This window comes from Mesoplasma coleopterae, assembly GCF_002804245.1.
Taxonomy (GTDB): Bacteria; Bacillota_I; Bacilli_A; order Mycoplasmatales; family Mycoplasmataceae; genus Mesoplasma; species Mesoplasma coleopterae.
Genome location: NZ_CP024968.1, coordinates 310,364 through 329,355, shown reverse-complemented (window position 1 = coordinate 329,355; position 18,992 = coordinate 310,364). Strand labels below are relative to the sequence as shown.

Annotated in this window: 13 protein-coding genes; all 13 read right to left on the bottom strand. The window is 25.1% G+C overall.

Annotated elements, in window-relative coordinates:
- Positions 1 to 55: 55 nt before the first annotated feature.
- On the bottom strand, positions 56 to 1,591 hold the full coding sequence (locus MCOLE_RS01510) for a YitT family ABC transporter (RefSeq protein ID WP_100670839.1): 1,536 nt from the start codon (positions 1,589 to 1,591) through the stop codon (positions 56 to 58).
- Positions 1,592 to 1,682: 91 nt separating this feature from the next.
- Positions 1,683 to 3,065: a DEAD/DEAH box helicase gene (locus MCOLE_RS01505; RefSeq protein WP_100670837.1), complete on the bottom strand. Its 1,383-nt coding sequence runs from the start codon at positions 3,063 to 3,065 to the stop codon at positions 1,683 to 1,685.
- Entirely contained in the window at positions 3,055 to 3,831 is a 777-nt protein-coding gene (locus MCOLE_RS01500) for a Nif3-like dinuclear metal center hexameric protein (protein ID WP_100670835.1), read from the bottom strand. Before MCOLE_RS01500 ends, MCOLE_RS01505 begins: the two co-directional genes overlap by 11 nt.
- The gene (locus MCOLE_RS01495) at positions 3,809 to 4,498 is read right to left on the bottom strand and encodes a tRNA (adenine(22)-N(1))-methyltransferase (RefSeq protein WP_100670833.1); all 690 of its coding nucleotides are present in this window, start codon (positions 4,496 to 4,498) and stop codon (positions 3,809 to 3,811) included. Before MCOLE_RS01495 ends, MCOLE_RS01500 begins: the two co-directional genes overlap by 23 nt.
- Position 4,499: 1 nt before the next feature.
- Positions 4,500 to 5,915: a sigma-70 family RNA polymerase sigma factor gene (locus tag MCOLE_RS01490; protein WP_100670831.1), complete on the bottom strand. Its 1,416-nt coding sequence runs from the start codon at positions 5,913 to 5,915 to the stop codon at positions 4,500 to 4,502.
- A gap of 15 nt (positions 5,916 to 5,930) precedes the next feature.
- A complete protein-coding gene (gene dnaG, locus MCOLE_RS01485; protein WP_164704229.1) occupies positions 5,931 to 7,808 on the bottom strand; it encodes a DNA primase in 1,878 nt (625 codons plus the stop codon).
- A 27-nt stretch (positions 7,809 to 7,835) separates the two neighbouring features.
- A complete protein-coding gene (locus MCOLE_RS01480) occupies positions 7,836 to 9,191 on the bottom strand; it encodes a glycine--tRNA ligase (RefSeq protein WP_100670827.1) in 1,356 nt (451 codons plus the stop codon).
- Positions 9,192 to 9,281: 90 nt separating this feature from the next.
- Positions 9,282 to 10,085: a DNA repair protein RecO gene (gene recO / locus MCOLE_RS01475; protein WP_100670825.1), complete on the bottom strand. Its 804-nt coding sequence runs from the start codon at positions 10,083 to 10,085 to the stop codon at positions 9,282 to 9,284.
- Positions 10,085 to 10,990, bottom strand: a complete 906-nt coding sequence (gene era / locus MCOLE_RS01470; RefSeq protein ID WP_100670823.1) for a GTPase Era — start codon at positions 10,988 to 10,990, stop codon at positions 10,085 to 10,087. The genes recO and era overlap by 1 nt, the downstream gene beginning before the upstream one ends.
- Positions 10,983 to 11,492 (bottom strand): rRNA maturation RNase YbeY, encoded by a 510-nt coding sequence (gene ybeY, locus MCOLE_RS01465; protein ID WP_100670821.1) that lies wholly within the window; start codon positions 11,490 to 11,492, stop codon positions 10,983 to 10,985. The genes era and ybeY overlap by 8 nt, the downstream gene beginning before the upstream one ends.
- 32 nt (positions 11,493 to 11,524) lie before the next feature.
- A complete protein-coding gene (locus MCOLE_RS01460) occupies positions 11,525 to 13,342 on the bottom strand; it encodes a cysteine peptidase family C39 domain-containing protein (RefSeq protein WP_167373849.1) in 1,818 nt (605 codons plus the stop codon).
- 35 nt (positions 13,343 to 13,377) lie between these two features.
- The gene (locus tag MCOLE_RS01455; RefSeq protein WP_100670818.1) at positions 13,378 to 13,923 is read right to left on the bottom strand and encodes a DJ-1 family glyoxalase III; all 546 of its coding nucleotides are present in this window, start codon (positions 13,921 to 13,923) and stop codon (positions 13,378 to 13,380) included.
- An 8-nt stretch (positions 13,924 to 13,931) separates the two neighbouring features.
- Positions 13,932 to 18,989: an ABC transporter permease gene (locus MCOLE_RS01450; RefSeq protein WP_100670816.1), complete on the bottom strand. Its 5,058-nt coding sequence runs from the start codon at positions 18,987 to 18,989 to the stop codon at positions 13,932 to 13,934.
- Positions 18,990 to 18,992: the final 3 nt, after the last annotated feature.

Here is an 18,992-nt window from a genome sequence, read left to right as displayed (position 1 = left end):
TCCTCCTTGTATAAAAAAATTAATACTTAAAATAAAAAGTATAATCTATAAAAGATTATACCTCATTTTGAATATTATCACCAATTTTTTTCATTTTTTTGTGTGTCTTAATGATTGTGTTGTTTTCAATTTTTTTCATTAACTTACCATTATTCATAAATTCTTCTGTCAATGCTTTTTCACGTAATTCATTATCAAAAGTATAACTGAAGTTTTTACCTTTAACAGATTTACTTCCGATAATATTAATTATCATATCTTCATCAATCTTCATTAAATAGTCTTCAATTTTTTTAAAGTATAGCAATGGCATTGAAATCATAATTAAATCTTGTTCTTGATCATTTCATGCATTTTTCTTAGAAGTTACAGTTCTTCAAATAAAAATATTATTTGTATAACCAACACTAAATAAGTATTGTTGGATGTCATTAATTTTAGTTGTTGAAATAAATAAATTTAAAACTTTATTTTTTGGATAAAGTCTATTAACAGTTAAACCTTGAATAATAATTAGTGTTAACGACGCAAATAAACTTGGTCCAATAATTCATTTAAATTTCATTTTTCAAATTATTGCATTTGTGTAGCTTGAATCAAACTCAGTTGTTGATGAAACATATTTTGATATGTTAAATCAATCATCACTGTTTCAATTATTTTTTAAATTCTTTCAACTTTCATTCATTGAACTATCTTTAACTTCACTAAATACTTTGTCTAAATGTTTACCTAAATCAGAACTTATTAATGAATCTCAATTATCATATTCATTATAAACAGCACTTAATTTTATAGTTTGATCTATATGTTCTGTTTTTAAAATAATTGTATTTAAGCAAATAACAATAAATAAAATAAATATATTAATTTTAATATTTAGTGAACCAATATCTTTATTTAATTTTTTTGAGTAATAATAAGTTATTCAATCGCTTCCACCAGTAGATGCATTTGCTTTATAAGTTATTGAATAACTAAATCCATTAATCATTCCACCAAAAATAGCAAAAGCAAAAATTCAAATAATTGCTCCCCATGCTCCAGGAACTGAACTAATTAAATTGTAGTCAATTAGTAAACTTAGCTCATTAGGATTAATATAAGGAATATTTTGTAATATAAGATCAAAGAAAATTGAAACAACAGAATAAATTAAAGTTAAAGTGGAGAATTTTCAACCTATCTTCATAAAACCAAAAACTACCAATGGAATATTCATTATGAAATAAATTATAAAATAAAGTGTACTCGCAGATACTGTTATGTTATTAGCACCAATAATTGAGAAGAAACGAGCTATAGCTCCTAGACCTCCAGGGAAAAGTCCTGCATTACCTGTTATAGAAATAAAATAGTCTATTGCTACTGTTGAAAGAAATGCTCCAATTAAAACATAAAGCAAATCTTTTCAAAATCCTATTGCATAATAGTTACGAACTTCAAATGCCTGTTTTCCTTTATTAAATTCAGCTTCATAATTTTTTTCGTAGCTGGGATCATTTTTTATTATTAAGATTTCATCTGGGGAAAGTAGTAGTGCTTTTTTACCATTAGACGAATAAATTTTTATTCTTTTTTTTCTTGTCATACCTACTTTTCCTTATGTTTTAATTAATTCCTTTAATTATAATACTAAAAAATATAAAAATAAAAAGCGGAATAATCCACTTTTTTAAATATTAATCAAATAATTCTTCACGACGCTTTCTGTACTTTTCTTTTTTAATTTTATCAATGCTTTGTTTGATATGCTCGCGACGTTTTTTTCTTGTTATTTCATCAAGTTCTCTTTTTCTTTTTTTCTTATAGCCTGGTTTAACTTTTTGATTACTATATTTAGCTATTACTTTTTTTGAATCAGTATCTAAATCTTCATAATGTTTAGCTTTTTTCTTATTCTTACTTCTAATTTCAATAAGCTGATTATTATCCATTCTTAAACGAACAAACTCTATTCCTATTTTTTCTAATCCTTCAATTTTTTCTTGGTTTTTAATATTAAATAAGACATAACTTTCACCAGTCATTTTACTTCTACCAGTTCTACCACTTCTATGAATGTAATATGAAAGATCAGTTGGCAAATCAATTGATATAACATGACTAACTCCAATAATATCAACACCTCTTGCAGCAACATCAGTTGCAACAACAAATTTAAATTCATTATTTTTAATTTTCTTTAGCATGTTCATTCTTGTTCTTGGTTGTAAATCACCATGTAACTCACCAACATTTTGACCAGTTATTTCTCTAATTAATTTAACATATCTTGGAATATCATCTTTATGGTTAGAAAATATTAAGCATAAATAAGGATTAATCGAACTTAAAACATTTGTTAAAACTGGTTCTATTTCTTTATTTTTTGTATCAATTAGAAAGTGTTTAATGTTTTTGCTTGAAACATTCTTTTCAGTTACATCGATAAAGTGAGCATTTCTTGCATATTTAGTAACAAAAGGTCTTAATTGTTCAGGGATTGTTGCACTGAACATTGATAAGTTAACGTTTTGTTTCGCTTTTGATACAACAAAATCAACGTCTTCGATGAATCCTAAATCAAAAATCATATCACACTCATCGATAATGATGTAATCTGAAGTTGTTGCTTTTAAATGGTTTTGTTCATATAGTTCTTTAATTCTTGTTGGAGTACCAACAGCAATGGTTGGTTGCCTTTTACTTAAAGATTCAATTTGCTTATTAATATCTTCTCCACCAATAAATAAGTCAACTTTAAGTTGAGGTTCATTTTTTATAAATGGTCTAACATTATCATAAATTTGTTTAGCTAGTTCTCTTGTTGGAGCAATAATTAGAGCTTGAATATTTTTTTTGTCTTGATCAAATTTTAAGTTATTTAAAATAGGTAGTAAAAACGCATGTGTTTTTCCTGTACCAGTATGAGAAAGAGCAATAACATTTTGATATTTCTTAATTAGTGGTATTATTTCTGTTTGTATTCTAGTTGGTGTTTCAAAATTTATATCTTTTAAAGTATCATTAATGTATTTTTTGAAACCAAAATCACTAAACTTTCTTTCGTTATTATTTGACATAGTATTGTTCCTTTATATCTATTTTCTCTATTTTTAAATCCTTAAAATTATTTGACAGTCTTGTTTCAATGTCATTAATGAAATAGTTTTCCATATAATGTCCTACAACAATTAATGTAACATTATTATCATTTGCATAAATTCAATCGCTTCATTTAGCTTCTCCTGTTATAAAAACAGAATCTTTTATTTGCTTTGATATTATTGAACTAGCTCCACTTCCCTGATTAATAAAAAACTTAGATGTCTTAAATTGATCATTGGTGTTTATTTGAATTATTTTTGTATTAAAGACTTCTTTTAAATTTTGAATTAATTCACTGTTAGTTATTTCTTTGTTTAAATTAACTTCCAAATATTCTTTATGTAATAATGGAAATTTTGCCTTTTTTATATTGAACTGTTTAGAAAGTTCTTCAATAAAAGCATTATATCCACAAATATCATAATTTGTATGAATTGAAAATACGTATATATTTTCCTTTGTTAAAAATTTTATTAATTCTTTTTTAAAAGGATTTTCCTTTTCTTTATTTAAATCATTAAAAATAAATGGGTGTCTTGTGATAATAAAATCAATTTTAGTATTTTTAATTTTATCAAGAGACATTTTGTTTAAATCCATTGTTATCAATATATTAGAAATTTCTTTATCCAAATTTACTACTTTTTTATTAAACTTTTGAATTCCAACATTATCTCATTCATAAGCTTTACTATTAGGGAATTTTTTATCTAAATATTTAATTAATTTTGCTAATTTCATTTAAATAACCTCTAATTTCTGTAATCTTATTTTCAATATCCTTATACGAGTCGTGATGTTTAATTTTATCTATTTTACTTAATATTTTTTCAAACTTAATAATTTCATTTTCATAATATTTATTGCTCTCATTATTGTTTTTAAAAAATTTTTTATTCCCAAATAAAATGTCTTTTTCAAAAACTAAATTTTTATTGTTCTTTTCAATAACTAAAACTCAATATCCTTTTTGACTATCAATTATATAGTCTTCAAAACTTATTGAATACTTTTTTTCTAATACTCATCTTCTAATATTGCTAACTTCAGTATTAGAACAAATAATGTATTTTCCAATCTTGTCATTATCTCTTTTAATAATTTCAAGAATTGTTGTACTACCCAATCCACAAATTGTAACAACATCAATTAATTTAATGTCATCTCTCAAAACAAAATCCAAGCCATCGCTTAGAATAGTTTGTATTTTTTTAGAACAATCATATTGTTTAATATTTTTCTTAGCTCAACTTAATGGTTCACTATTAACATCAACTGCATAAGCAAATTTTGCTTTTTCTTCTTTAACTAAAGTAATTGGCAAATATGCATGATCTGTTCCAATATCTGCAATAACATTGCAAGAATCAATTAAATCCGCAATAGTTCTTAGTCTTTTTGTTAGCATATTAGCCTTTGTAAAATTCTTTTAAAACTTTACCTGATTTATTAGTATTAGTAGGTTGTTTTAATTTTCTAATTGTTTTAGCTTCAATTTGTCTAATTCTTTCTCTTGTAACATTTAATTCTTTTCCAACTTCTTCTAAAGTTTTTGAAGCCTCATATTTTAATAAGTGTTCTTGAATTATTTTACTATCAACAGTTCTAATTTTTTCAACTGGTGTTTCTAAATGAATATCTAATTTTTTAATTGCTTTTGCTAACTCTGGAGCAGTTTCATCATTACATTCTTCAGCTAATCTAATTAATGTTCTAACTTTAGTTGGAACTATTCCATATCTCATACGAATAACTTTTTCTTCTCTTGCTGGCATGTCTTCAAAAACTTTATCAATAACTTCTCTTAAAATTTCTTTTTCTGTAAAATCTGTTGGTGAGATCATGTCTTTATCTTCAACAAAATCTCCAAAGTGAGTATCATCTTCATCACCAAATGGTTTTTCTAAACTAACAGGCTCAACAGCAATTTTTTTAATTTCAACAACTTTTTCAGCTGTCATATCTCCACCCATTCTTTCAGCAACTTCTTTAGATGAAGGTTCTCTACCTAATTCCTGAGTTAATTGTCTTTCAATTCTTGAAAGTTTGTTTATTGTTTCTACCATATGCACAGGTATTCTAATTGTTCTTGCTTGATCAGCGATAGCTCTTGTAATTGCTTGACGAATTCATCATGTTGCATAAGTTGAGAATTTAAATCCTTTTTCATAATCAAACTTATCAACTGCTTTAATCAATCCAATATTTCCTTCTTCAATTAAATCAGCAAAATCTAATCCTCTATTTAAGTGTTTTCTAGCAACTGAAATAACTAATTTTAAGTTAGAAGTGATTAACATATCTCTTCCTTCTTTTCTTTCTTCAGGGTCTTCAGAATTAGCTAATTTAGCATAAACAATTTCTTGGTCCTTTGTTAAAATTTTTGTTTGCCCAATTGTTGAAAAATAAGTCTTAATTAAATCTTGAATTTTTGTTTCATTTGAAATTGAACCTACTCTATATTTAGTAGTTCCAGAATCTTTTGGTCTTCTACCTGGTCCTTTTCTTTCACCAATTAATTCATCAGCATAAGCGTCATCATCAGTAATTTCTATATCTTCCTCAACTTCTTCATCAAGATCAATATCTTCATCTATATCAATATCTTCTAAATCTGTAAACTGAATACCTTTTGCTTGTAAATCTTCTAATAATTTTTCATATTCGTTATCCGTTGCATTTGCAAATATTTTACTAAAACTCATTTGAACTTCTTCAGCTGTTATTTCGTTATTATTTTGCTTAGCATATTCAACTGTTGACTCATAAAAATCTTCAATTGTCTTAATTTTAGCTATTTCTTTTTTATCCATGTATTTTTTCATTTTGTACCTCTTTCACTAATTACTTTTATCGTTAAAATTTGCTAATCATTCTTCTCTTTTTTTTATTCTTTCGGATAGAATATCCATTAAATTTTCCCGATCAATTTTACTTAAGTTTTCTGCTTTTAGCATTTCGTTAATTTCAATTATTTTTTTCTCATTAGAGTACATTTTAAGTTTTTCAAATGAATTTTCAATTAACTTAGATGTATTTATATTCGGCTTAATTCTAAACATTAAGGGATCTAACTCAAATGATTTAATTTTTTCCAATGTTTCCACTGAAAAACTTTCAGTTAAAATTTCTTTAATTTCAGATTCATTATAATTTATGTTTTCTTCATATGAATTAATGATTTTAGATATTAATCTTCCAAATTCTTTATGTGGAAATTTAACTTCTCTGATTTTCTCTTTAACTAAATCCAAATTCTTGTTTGATTTTATTAAGTCAAACAAAATAGTTTTTTCAGCTAATTCGTATGCTTTTAAAGAAGTTAAAATATTGAAGCTTGTATTACCGCCTGTTTTATCTTCAGGTTTAGTTTCAAAATTTTGTTCGATCGTACCGACTTTTTTATTAAAAGTATTTGAATTTTGTTTTAATGATATTTTTTTGTAAAAACTAATAATTGCATTTTTTGATAAACCTGTAACTTTTTCAAGTTCTTCAACTGAAGTCTCATATAATATACTGTTATTGCATTTTAAAACAAATGAACATATTTCCTTCATAAATTCTTCAACTGAATTAAAGTCCTTTGAATCCACTTTAGGTCAACGTTTTGAAATTATATATTGAAGTGGGTTCAAAGCTTCAAGAACCATTTTTTCAAGTTCTGATTTTTTACCTTGTTTAATTAATTCATCGGGATCATTATTTGTAGGATTATTTACAATCAAAACTTTTTGATTATTTAAAATTAATGTTTGAGAAGCTTCAATATTTCCTTTTATTCCTGGTTCATCACCATCTAAAAACATTTTTACAGTTCCTTTAATAGTTTTAAACAAATTTATATGATATTGAGATAAAGCAGTTCCCATTAATGCAATTGCATTATCAATTCCATTTTTGTGTAAGCTGATTACGTCCATATAACCTTCAAGAACAATTATTTCCTTTTTAATTCGTGCGGATCTAATTGCCTCACTAAAGTTATAAGCAATTTTTCTTTTTGAAAAAACTCTTGTCTCTTTTGTATTTAAATATTTTGGTCTATCAGAATCTGTTTCTATTATTCTTCCGCTGAAACCAATTAATTCCTTATTTTCATTTCTAATAGGAAATAATATTCTATCTACAAAAATGTCATACAATTTTTGATGTTCTTCATTATAAGTTCCTAAACCAGCATCAACAATATCTGAAATGTTGTATCCCTTACTTATTAAATGTTCAACTAAACTTTTTGTTTTTGGTAAATACCCAATTTCAAAAAAAAGTATATCTTCATTTGTTATATCTCTTGAATGTAAATATTTAACAGCAGGTTTTGCTTCATTAGATCTTAAATTTAATTTAAAAAATGCCAACGACTCCTCATTTAATTTATAAATAATGGCATCTTGATTTTGTTTTAAAGCTGCATTACTTTCAAATTTAGATAAATCATAATTTATTAATCCTGCTAATTTTTTAACAGCTTCTTGAAAACTTATGTTATCAAAATCTTTAATAAAATCTAAAACAGTTCCTGAAACCTGACACGAAAAACATTTGAAAAACTTTTTTTCAGGTGAAACTGACATAGATGCATTTTGATCTTGATGAAAAGGACATAAACCTCAAAAATTTCTTCCTTTTTTAGAAAGTGCTACTCTTTCACTAACAATAGAAACTATGTCCGATTTTTGAATAATATCATCAATAACTTCTTTTGGTATTAACATGAACATCACTTCCTTTCAATATATAAATTAGAATTTAAGTTTTAAATATGTTTCAAGTTCATTTAAATCAATACGAACTTGCTCCATTGAATCTCTTTCTCTTACAGTGACTGAATTTGTTTCTGGAGTATCGAAGTCTACAGTAATCACAAAAGGCGTACCAATTGCATCTTGTCTTCTATATCTTTTTCCAACATTCCCTGTTTCATCATATGTAACATCAAAATTATTTAAAAGTTGATTATACAAAGCTTGAGCTTGATCATTTTGTTGCTTTTGCAATGGCATGACAGCTATTTGATATGGAGCTAAATTGTAAGGTAATTTCATAACTACACGTGAGTTTCCCTCACCTAAATCTTCTTCATGATAAGCTTGTCATAGAATAGCTAACATCATTCTTTCAACACCAACGCTTGGTTCTATCACATGCGGTAAGATTTTTTGGTTAGTTGTTGGATCTAAGTAAGTTAAGTCTTGTTTAGATGCTTCCTGGTGAGCATTTAAATCAAAACTTCCTCTATGAGCAACACCTCATAGTTCACCTCAACCAAACGGGAACTTAAATTCAATGTCGCTTGTTGCTGTTGAATAGTGAGCTAGTTCATCTTTTTCATGATTTCTAACTCTATAATTTTCTTTGCTTATTTTAACTTTGTCTTGTAAGAATATTTCAACTTCATTTAATCAATATGAAAATCAATCTTTTTCATCAGATGGATTAAAGAAAAATTCTAATTCCATTTGTTCAAATTCACGAGTCCTAAAAATAAAGTTACCTGGTGTAATTTCATTTCTAAATGATTTACCAATTTGACCAATTCCAAATGGTAATTTTTTTCTTAAAGATCTTTGTGCATTTTTAAAGTTAATAAAAATACCCTGAGCAGTTTCAGGTCTTAAATAAACACTTGATGATTCATCTTCAAGCACACCTTGATTAGTTTTAAACATCAATGCAAATTTTCTTATTTGTGTAAAATCACATGCTTGACATTTAGGGCACTTAATATTTTGTTCTTTTATAAATTCTTCCATTTGTTTTTCAGTCATAACTCCAGCATTAATTTCAGAATTAAATTCTTCAATTAATTTATCTGCTCTTCATCTACTGTTGCACTTTTTACAGTCAATTAATGGGTCATTGAAACCATCGATATGACCACTCGCTTTTCAAACACTTGAATTTAAAATGATTGAACTATCCAAACCAATGTTGTAAGTATTTTTTCTAACAAAATGATTTCATCAAGCTTGTTTCAATTTATTTTTAACTTCTACTCCTAATGGACCATAGTCTCATGAGTTAGCTAGTCCTCCATAAATTTCTGATCCCTGAAAAATAAAACCTTGAGATTTTAAATGGGCAATTAATTTCTCCATATCTTTCTCCTTTATTGTCTATATCTAAAAATAACAAAAGTCAGCTATTGGCTGACAATGAAACTATTTCAATTATAAATTATTCTACCTTTAAATACTACTGTTTGTCAACACACTATGAGAGTACTCTCAAAACGTGTTTTCATTATATACTTCTTTTTTTAAAATCTCTTTTATTGGGAAAGAATATATCCCTAATTCATTTAAATAATATCCTAAGATTAATTTAGAGATAATTATTTCATAAGATACGTTTATTGAAAATTTTTGTATTGTGAAAAATGTGTTATTATCCATCCTTTGTAAATACTTAATAAATTCAAAGTCTTGTTCATCTTCATTTTCATAAATACAGTTTGGACAAACAAGGCCAAAATTATTTAAATCAAATTTTCTGTATATTTTACTTGGTTTACTACATCTATAACACTTTTTTAGTTCTCAATTTCCGCCAAAGTTTTTTAACGAATAAAATAGAAATCAAACCATATTTGAAAAAGGATTTATTTCGTCATTAATGTTCTTAATTGCTTCTTGAAGCATGTCAAACCACTTAGGATCTTTATTGTAAAATAAATCTTCTTGCAAAATGACTGAAGATATAATACTTGCAAACAAATAGTTATTGTATGATTTAGTTATTTTAAAATTATCATTTATTAGTGTTCCCGTTTTTAATTTTGAAATAGATTGAGCTTTTCTTGATTTAAATATTTCAAAATTAGCTACTGAAAACAAATTAAGTGAGTAATTGTTTTTACTTGAAGGTTTATTTGCTCCAAGCGCAATAAAGCTTAGTTTACCGAATTCTTTAGAGTAAACTGTAATTATTTTGTCATTTTCTTCATAATTAAAAGAATCTAAAACAACAGCTTTTATTTTTATTTCACTCATTAGTATTTATCCTTGTCATATCCCATCTTCTTAATTAAACTTGCAGAGTTTCTTCAATTTTCTTGAACTTTTACAAATAATTCTAAGTTAACATCTTTTTCGAAAAGCTCTCTTATTTGCTTTCTTGATTTATATTTAATATCACTTATTTTTTTACCTTGATGGCCTATAATAATTCCCTTTTGAGATTTTCTTTCAACAATAATTGATGCAACAATATTAATTTCATCTTCTGTTTCTTCAAGTTCATCAACAAGTATAGCAACTGAGTGAGGAACTTCTTGTCCAGCTTTTAAAAGTACACTTTCTCTTATTATTTCTCTAATTGCAAAACGATTAGGTTGATCTGTTATAGAATCTTCATCATAAAAATAATGACCTGTTTCAGGTAGAAAACCAACTATTGTTTCTATTAATTTATCAATATTAATATTTTCTGTTGAAGAAGTAATAATTATTTCATCAAAGATTTTTTCGTATGTGTTTCATTCAGTCGCTTTTAAAAATAGTTTTTCTTTGCTAACAACGTCTGCTTTTGAAATTACAAGTATTTTTTTAATGTCATTTTTTTTTGATAATTCATTTAAAATAAATAAATCATTTTTTCCTATTGTTTCATCAGCTGGTGCCATAAATACAACAACATCTACTTCTTTCATACTTCTCATAGCACTTGAATTCATAAATCTATCAATTTGATTTTTTGATGTGTGTATTCCAGGTGTATCTACAAATATTAATTGATATTCTTTTTCTGTCAGAATACCTCTTATATTATTTCTTGTTGTTTGAGCTTTATTTGTAACGATTGAAATCTTATGACCTATTATTTTATTTAATAAAGTTGATTTACCAACATTAGGTCTACCAACTATAGATATAAATCCTGATTTAATTTTATTCATCTTTGTCCTCTATTTCTTTGTAATCTTCTTCTGTAAATTTAATTGTGTAATTTATTTTATTTATTTTAAGTATCTCATCTTGAATGAAAAACATTTCTTCTTCATCTTTTTCATTTGTTTCGTGATCATAGCCCATTAAGTGTAAAAAACCATGAGTGAATAAAAATCCCATTTCTTCTTTTAAAGAATGTTCATACTTAATACTTTTTCTTTCAGCTTCTTCAATACAAATAAAGATGTCTCCTATTTCTTGATAACCCAAAGCTTTTATTTCTTGTTCTGACATTTCTATTGGAAAAGAAGTTACATCAGGTATGTAAGAATGGTTTCTATATTCTTGATTTAATTTTTGAGCTGGTTCGCTATCTAAAAAAGTAATAGATAAATTTATTTTATTTTTTAGTTTCAGATATTTAAAACCTGACTTAATTATCTGCATAGCTAATTCTTCTCATTCTTTTACTTTTAAATCAGTTTCATTTATAAAATCAATATTTATCATTCTTATCCTTTTTTTACTTTATTATATTAATTTTAAGACAAAATCAAAAATTTATCATTACTTAATTTAGTAAAGATAGCTAAAATGGACTTTATTTCATCAAAACTTATTATTTGAAAATCATTTTTAATCAATATTACTTTTTTATTAATGTAAAACACATTTAATAATTTAATTATTTCTTTTTCAAGTTGAGTATTAGTTTCTGGCTTAACTAGTTTAGTTATTTTAATTGAATATTTATTTAAAAGGTCATTAATTTCTTTAATAGTAAAAATATTTATGCCTTGGTTATTTGATGAAGTTATATTTTGAAAAATTGTTCCAAATTTAATTTGAAAATTTTTTGAATAATAAATGTGTTTACGTAAATCAGATGTTTTTAAATTACTAATATTTTTATTATTTATGTAGACGTTAACATTTGTATCATTTTTAGTTTTATTTATATTACCTAAATCAATTTTTGAATTTATTATGTTTAGCCCTTTAATTAATTTTATTTTTTCTTCTGTGCTTGAAATTTCAATATTGTTTATATCTTCATTAAAGTTAATGTAATTATTTTCAATAAAAATCTTTTCAAATTTAATAATCGCTATTTTATATTTTTTTATTCAGATTATGGTTTGACCCAAATTAAAAATATTAACTCTGCTAAAGTTTTTAAATAACAAAATTATAAAGAAAAATGAAAATTCTAAATTACCATTTTTTAATAAAGACCAACTAATTATATAAATTAATATTAATCCAACTTTATCTCAAACTTCAATTCAATTAAGTGTTGAATTAGCTAATTTGTCTTTTTCTTCTAGTTTAATAAGTTCATTTAATACATCATATTCAGCACAAATATTTTTTATGTGTTGTATATTACTTAAAAAATTAAATCATTCCTTATCAGAACTTAAATTATCTTTTTTAACAAAATTGTTTATACAAATATTTACAAATATATAAATAATGTCAGATATAAGTATTATTAAAAACAGCTCTTTAATAATAAAATAAATAAAAATTAGACTTACCATTTCAGAAATAAGTGATGAAACGCTGCTTTTTAAACTGTAGTTTTCATATTGACATACTCATTTTATTTCTTGATATAAATAAAATAAATCTTCTGAATTTGTAGTTTCAATTAGATTTGAAAATTTTTTCAATAAAGAATATTTTCTTTTTTTATAATTAATATTAATGATATGAATTGATATATTCTTGAATAGAATATTGAATAGTAAAATTATTAGTGGAAATAAGTAAATCAAAAAGTCTTGTGTTTTTTCAGATAATGAGTTTGAAAACATCTTCAAAAATTGTGTATCTAAAATAAATAAAATTGTTGATATTAAATTTATTATTAAGTAAAGAATAAAATCAAAATTAAAAATATTTAAAAACTTTTTAAAATTAAATTTAAAGTCCTTATTAAATTCTTTAATATTAGATTTGAAAATTATTACATTGTCATTAAAACTTTTTAAAAATTCAGGTAAACCTTGCTTTATCTTTTTTTCTTTACTAGGATCAAATATAATTAAATCATTTTGCAAAATCCTTTCTACTATAACAAAATGCAATAGTCCATCAGGATTAACTACTTGTGCTAAAAAAGGGACTTTATTTTTTAATTCTAAAAAATCTTGATCTACTTTAAATGCGTCTCCTTTTAAATAAAAATTACTAGCTAAATCAATAATGTCATAAAAACTTAGTTCATCATCATGAATTGATAAGTAATTTTTAACTTGTTGTAAATCTATTTCGTACTTATAAAAATGATTTATCATCATCGCTATGCAAGCTACACCACAATCTTGATATGAGGTTTGTCTTACTATCTTCAAAAAAATCACCTCACTGTATTAGTAAGGTGATTTTGTTAAATAATTACAAGTTGTTGTTTAATTTTCTCTTTTTGTTCTTTTCCTTGTAGATATTCTATTATATTTAACGCAAATGGGACTACTGTTCCAATACTTGAACCAGTAACAATATTTTTGTCTATAATACTATCTTTTTCTTGAACAAAAGCTTTTTCTAAGTATTTATTAGAAGTAGGGAATTTTACAATTTTAATGCCATCAATAACTCCAGCTTGACCTAAGATTTGTGGCGCAGCACATATGGCACTAATCAATTTATTACTACTATTAAAATCTCTTATTAAATTTAATAATATTTCATTATCAAATAAATTATTTATCCCAGGTCCTCCAGGTATAACGATTCCATCGTAATTATCTGAATTCAATGATTCAATCTTATATTCTGTTTTTACAGTTATATTATGAGAACCTACTTGAAAATCTTTTTCTTGAATATTGTATATATCTACAATGATTTCAGATCTTCTTAATATATCTATTGTTACAATAGCTTCTGATTCTTCAAAATTTTCATGTAAAATAATTGCTACTTTTTTCATAACTTCTCCTATTCGTGAGTTTCCATCAATAGACCTGCTGGATCTCCTTTTCTTACTTTTCTAGAAATTAAAATTAAACTTCCAAAATAAGAAATAGAAACAACAGCTAAACTGGCTACAAATGGTCACCAAGAAATAATGAATGGAACAGCAAATCCTGTCATTTTAAGCATGAACATAATTAATGCTATCAATCCACATGCTAATAATGTAGCTAATATTCATCCAATAATAGATAAAATAGTTACAGTTCCAAACGAGTATTTCTGAACTTTTCAATTTGAGTAACCAAATGATTTCATTAAAATCATAAATCTTTCATAATGTGTTATATAAATATCTCCGATTAATATAATTAATAATGAAGACGTTATAATAACACTTACAATAATTAACATTGCAACTGAAATTGCTAATTGAGAAATTTGTGCAATCAAGTCTTTTTCAATGCTTAATAGTTTTTGATCAGCTACTTGTAATCTTAAATCTTCTTTAGATATATTACCTATTGGAATTTGTGATAAAAGTAAAATACCATTATTTTCTTGTGTTGTTTGAAGGAATCCAGTTGTTAGATCAACTGCTTCATCAATATTAGAAAATTTAGCGTTGTTTCACATCATCTGTGTGTAATTAAGTGAATCAGCACCATTATTTAACATTTTTGTATAATCTGAAACATATAAATCTTCACTTTCGTTATGTAATTTATATTTATCATAACTAGATGTAAATGCTACACCATTAGCATTAATGGTTTGTCCTGCTTTATAAACAATCTCTGGTTCAAAGAAATTATAGTTAACATCGTATTTTTTACTGATTGAGAAATTTCCAATTAAGTTAGCTAATCCCTGATCAACAATTGTTAAACTTCCGTTATATGAATCAAGACTTCCAACTGATTTTAAATTAACTTTTAAATCAGTATTTGTATATTTAACTTGAGTTATTTCTTGTTTAAATAAGTTTGCTCTCATTGCATCAAGAAATCATAAAGGTTGTCCTTCTACTATGTTTGCTAAACCTCTGTTAATTGATTCTTCTTTAGATAAACTGTACTCTAATGAATAAGGTTTTATCATTATGTAGCCTTTAGAACTAGCTTCAGTTCCATAAATTGATTCTCATGCTTTTTTAGTAGCTGATGGAATATTATTTGATGAAATATTGTCTTCAAAGTATCCTGCAGGATTTACACCATTTTTTTTGTTAAAATTTGCTCATTTATTTATTCCATTTTTTTCTTCTTCATTTAATAATGCCTTAGGCAGGAATAATTTAATATTTGAGAATTCATAATATGGTCTAACATATGAAACTCCTTCATTATTTTTAACAGCAAAATCATTAAATAAATAACTATCCTTTTGAAGTTTATTTGTTTCATCGTATAAATATTTGTATGTGAATTTATTATTATCTAAATCATATAAACTTAGGTAATTTTTATCTGTTTGATATGTACCTGTTCTATCATTTATTATAGTTTTAGCTTTTTCACTATCTTTACCAAAAGAATTATTGAAGTAATTTGAATTAATAAAATCAGAATCATCATATATTCATGCTTCTTTTGGCAGAACATCATATGTTGTGTTATCTCCATTTTTATGTTCGAATAAAATTTGTTGTTGTTTTGTAAAAATATCATCAATTGTGTTATTTTTATTTAATTCATATAAATTTAAAGCTTGTTTATTAGGTAAAATTGGCACGTTTATTGTGTTAGTTTCATGGTCATAATATTTAAAGCCGTTTTCTTCAATATCAGAATCATATTTTGTACCATTGAAGACATTATTAATTTTTTCTAAAGTTTCTTCACTTACAAAAAGTTTATTTTTTAAATTTTCATTTATTGTAAATGCTTTTTGATTTTGTTCTAAACCAGTTAGTTTAATATTATTTTTATTATTTGAAACTTGAATATTTGTTGCAAATGTTTCACTGTCTTTAAAGATTTTTTTAACACCATATCCAAATCCATATTGTTGGACTCTTGAAGGATCTTGAATATAACTTTGAACAAATGCTGGGGCTGCTGATGATATAACTGATAATATTTGTTCTTTTCAATCTTTTTCATCACCAGTAGTACTTGAACCTAATATGCTTCCTAATATCATTGGTATAGCTTGAGTTAAGTTCTTAGTAATAACATCATATTTTTTTTGAACTAAAGCGTCATTTAAATATGTTTCTTGAGCAATATTTGTTTCAGGGTTTAGCGTAGTTGCATCATAAAGTGAACTTGATAAAAGACCAAAAATTTGTTCAATAGTTCCAATTGAAAATTGAGAACCTATTCCATTAGCAAAGTTATTACCAAATTGTTCTGTAATAATTTGGAATAATCCTGTTTTAGCCTCAGTTTCACCTTCACTATTTGATGGCATGTTGGCTGAATCAGAAACTAAATACTTAACTGTATTTGAAAATACAGGTTTATTATTAGCGTTCATTCCATTATACAAGTACTTAGAAATTGGGGATGAATCATATGTTGATTCAAAGTAATTTGAAGGATTTGAATATGAATAGATTTCACCATGTTTAGTATAATCTTTGTCTATTACATTAGGATCCTTTGAATAACTTATTGTGCCTTTAGATAATGGGGCGTTAGAAACGTTTTCAACATAATTATAACTATTTGAATATTCAACATTTTTATAATATGCAGATTGAGCTGTTCTTACAGTTGCTGGAATAGTAAATCCTATTGAAACTAAAAATGATGTTATGAAAATAACTATTGTCATTAAATATATATTTCTTCTATTTGTTGAAGCTAAAGTTATACTAAATTTCAAAGTAAATTTAGATTTGCTGAAAATTGTATTTTTCATTTTATTTAAAATTCAAGAATGAGTTTTTTTAGTTTCTTCAACTCTTAAAATTTCAATAACAGGTTTATTTGTTAATCTTCATGCAACTAAGAATGAAACCATTACAGACAAGAAACCAAAAAATATGAATCCCAAAATAAGTGGTAAAACAGAAACCTGAATTTGATACAATTGAATACTAAAATATGGAATAAATAAATGTACAAAACCAGATTGAACTAATAATCCTATACCTCAACTTAATGGAATAATAAATACAGCGATAATTACTGATTGTGCTATGTAAGATAAAGCAATATTATGTGGTTCTACACCTAACGCTTTTAAAATACCTATTTGTTTTGTGTTTGCTTTGATTGATTTTTTAAGTGATATCAATAAACCAGATAAAGCTATTATACCTATTATTAATGATATTATGATTGTGAATAAACTATAAGCTAATACAACTTGAGGCTGTAAGTCTCAAGAGAATCTGTATACAGATTCACTAAATGTTTTTGCTTTTTGAGATGGAGAAAATAAATAATTAAATAAATTCATGTCTGATTTTTCATTTGTTCAAACAAATCTTTTTACAGATGTTTTACTAATTTTTTCTCTATTTGAAGATGGAGCATCTTCTCACAATGATTTTAATGTATCTACTGATGCATAAATAATTCCTGTATTTTTGGGTTGTGGTATTGGTAAATCATCATTTACAACAGGATAATATGAAAATGTATCTGTAGCATAACCAACAACAGTAAAGTTTTGAGCTCCTACTTTTAAATCTGAAAACAAAGGTATTTTTCTGGCTCTAGCAAATTGTTCAGAAATTAATATTTCACCCTTTGTAATTGGCATTCTTCCTCCCTTATCGGGATTTAATATTTTTAAGTTTGAATGCTTCATTTCGTCTAAAACAATAGTCTTATACTCAATTTGTGAAGAATTATCAAATACTGAAAATTCTTTTCTAAATTCTGTTTCTACATTTGAAGCAACCGCTGCAATATCAGATTGCATTTTATATGTAAAAGATAGTATATTAGCAACTTCATCATCCATTTTTGCATAATTCTTACCTTCTAAAATTCAATCATAATTAGATTTATTCATTAAATTATTAAATAAATTTTCATCAATTTTAGTAGAGTCAAATGCATTCAGCCTAGCAGATCAATCATCGCCATTTGCAGCTGATTGCAATTTAAATGAATTAAGATTTATAATTTTATTATTTTTGTTATTATTTTGAACAAATGTTGGCGTAGTTATACCTTTTAAACCATTTTCTTTTATAGCATTTTCAATATCATGTGCTGAGTTTGAAGAAATATTTATTAAAGCATCACTATTTGTTGAATTATTCACTCTAAGAGAATATTTATTTTGATCATTAACAATTAAATTAGTATTAATAGGAGTTTCTCTTAAACTATTACCTGTAATTATTTCATATGTTACATCAGCAAGGTGGCCTGGTTTTGCTGAATTTAAGTTATATGTATTATTAATTTCTGAAATATATGCACCAATACTACTAAATGCTATTGTTGAAAAATAAAATAAATCTTTTTGCTTAATTTTGTACATATCAATGGTTTGTATCGATTGATATCCTTGAATAACTTCATAATCAGACTTTATTTCATCTTTGTTTAAAGTTGAAGCATAAGCAAAAATAGGTGTTTTTTCTAAATTAATAGAGCTTTCTGTTTCTTTTCCATTTAAGGCTCCAACTAAGTCACGATAAAAATAATTTAATAATATGTTTCTTGTTTTTACCATGAAATCTTTACTAGTTAAAAGATTTCAATCGCTTTTCTCATATGTGTTTTTCATTTTTTGGTCCAAAAATGATTCAGTTATAAAAGTTTTACCACCATATATTTCATTAAAAGAAATATTAAAAGTTTTAGAACTTCCATTAATTGTTGAATATGATTCTGGGTCAATAAACATTATCATTGGATTTTGTGAAACACTATTTGATGTAATTCCACCAGATTTACCAAAAAATTCATCATTATATTCATAATCAAACTTATCAACACTTTTTACAACTTCGTTGTAAGTATGGTTTAATCTATCTCTCAAAGAAATAGAGGTTGTTAAAATAAAAATTGATAAAAAAGAAAGAATTAAAATGATAACAAATTGAATTTTAAATTTGAATATACCTTTTAAACCTTGTTTAAAAAGTAATCAATTACTTGTCTTTTTCATAAA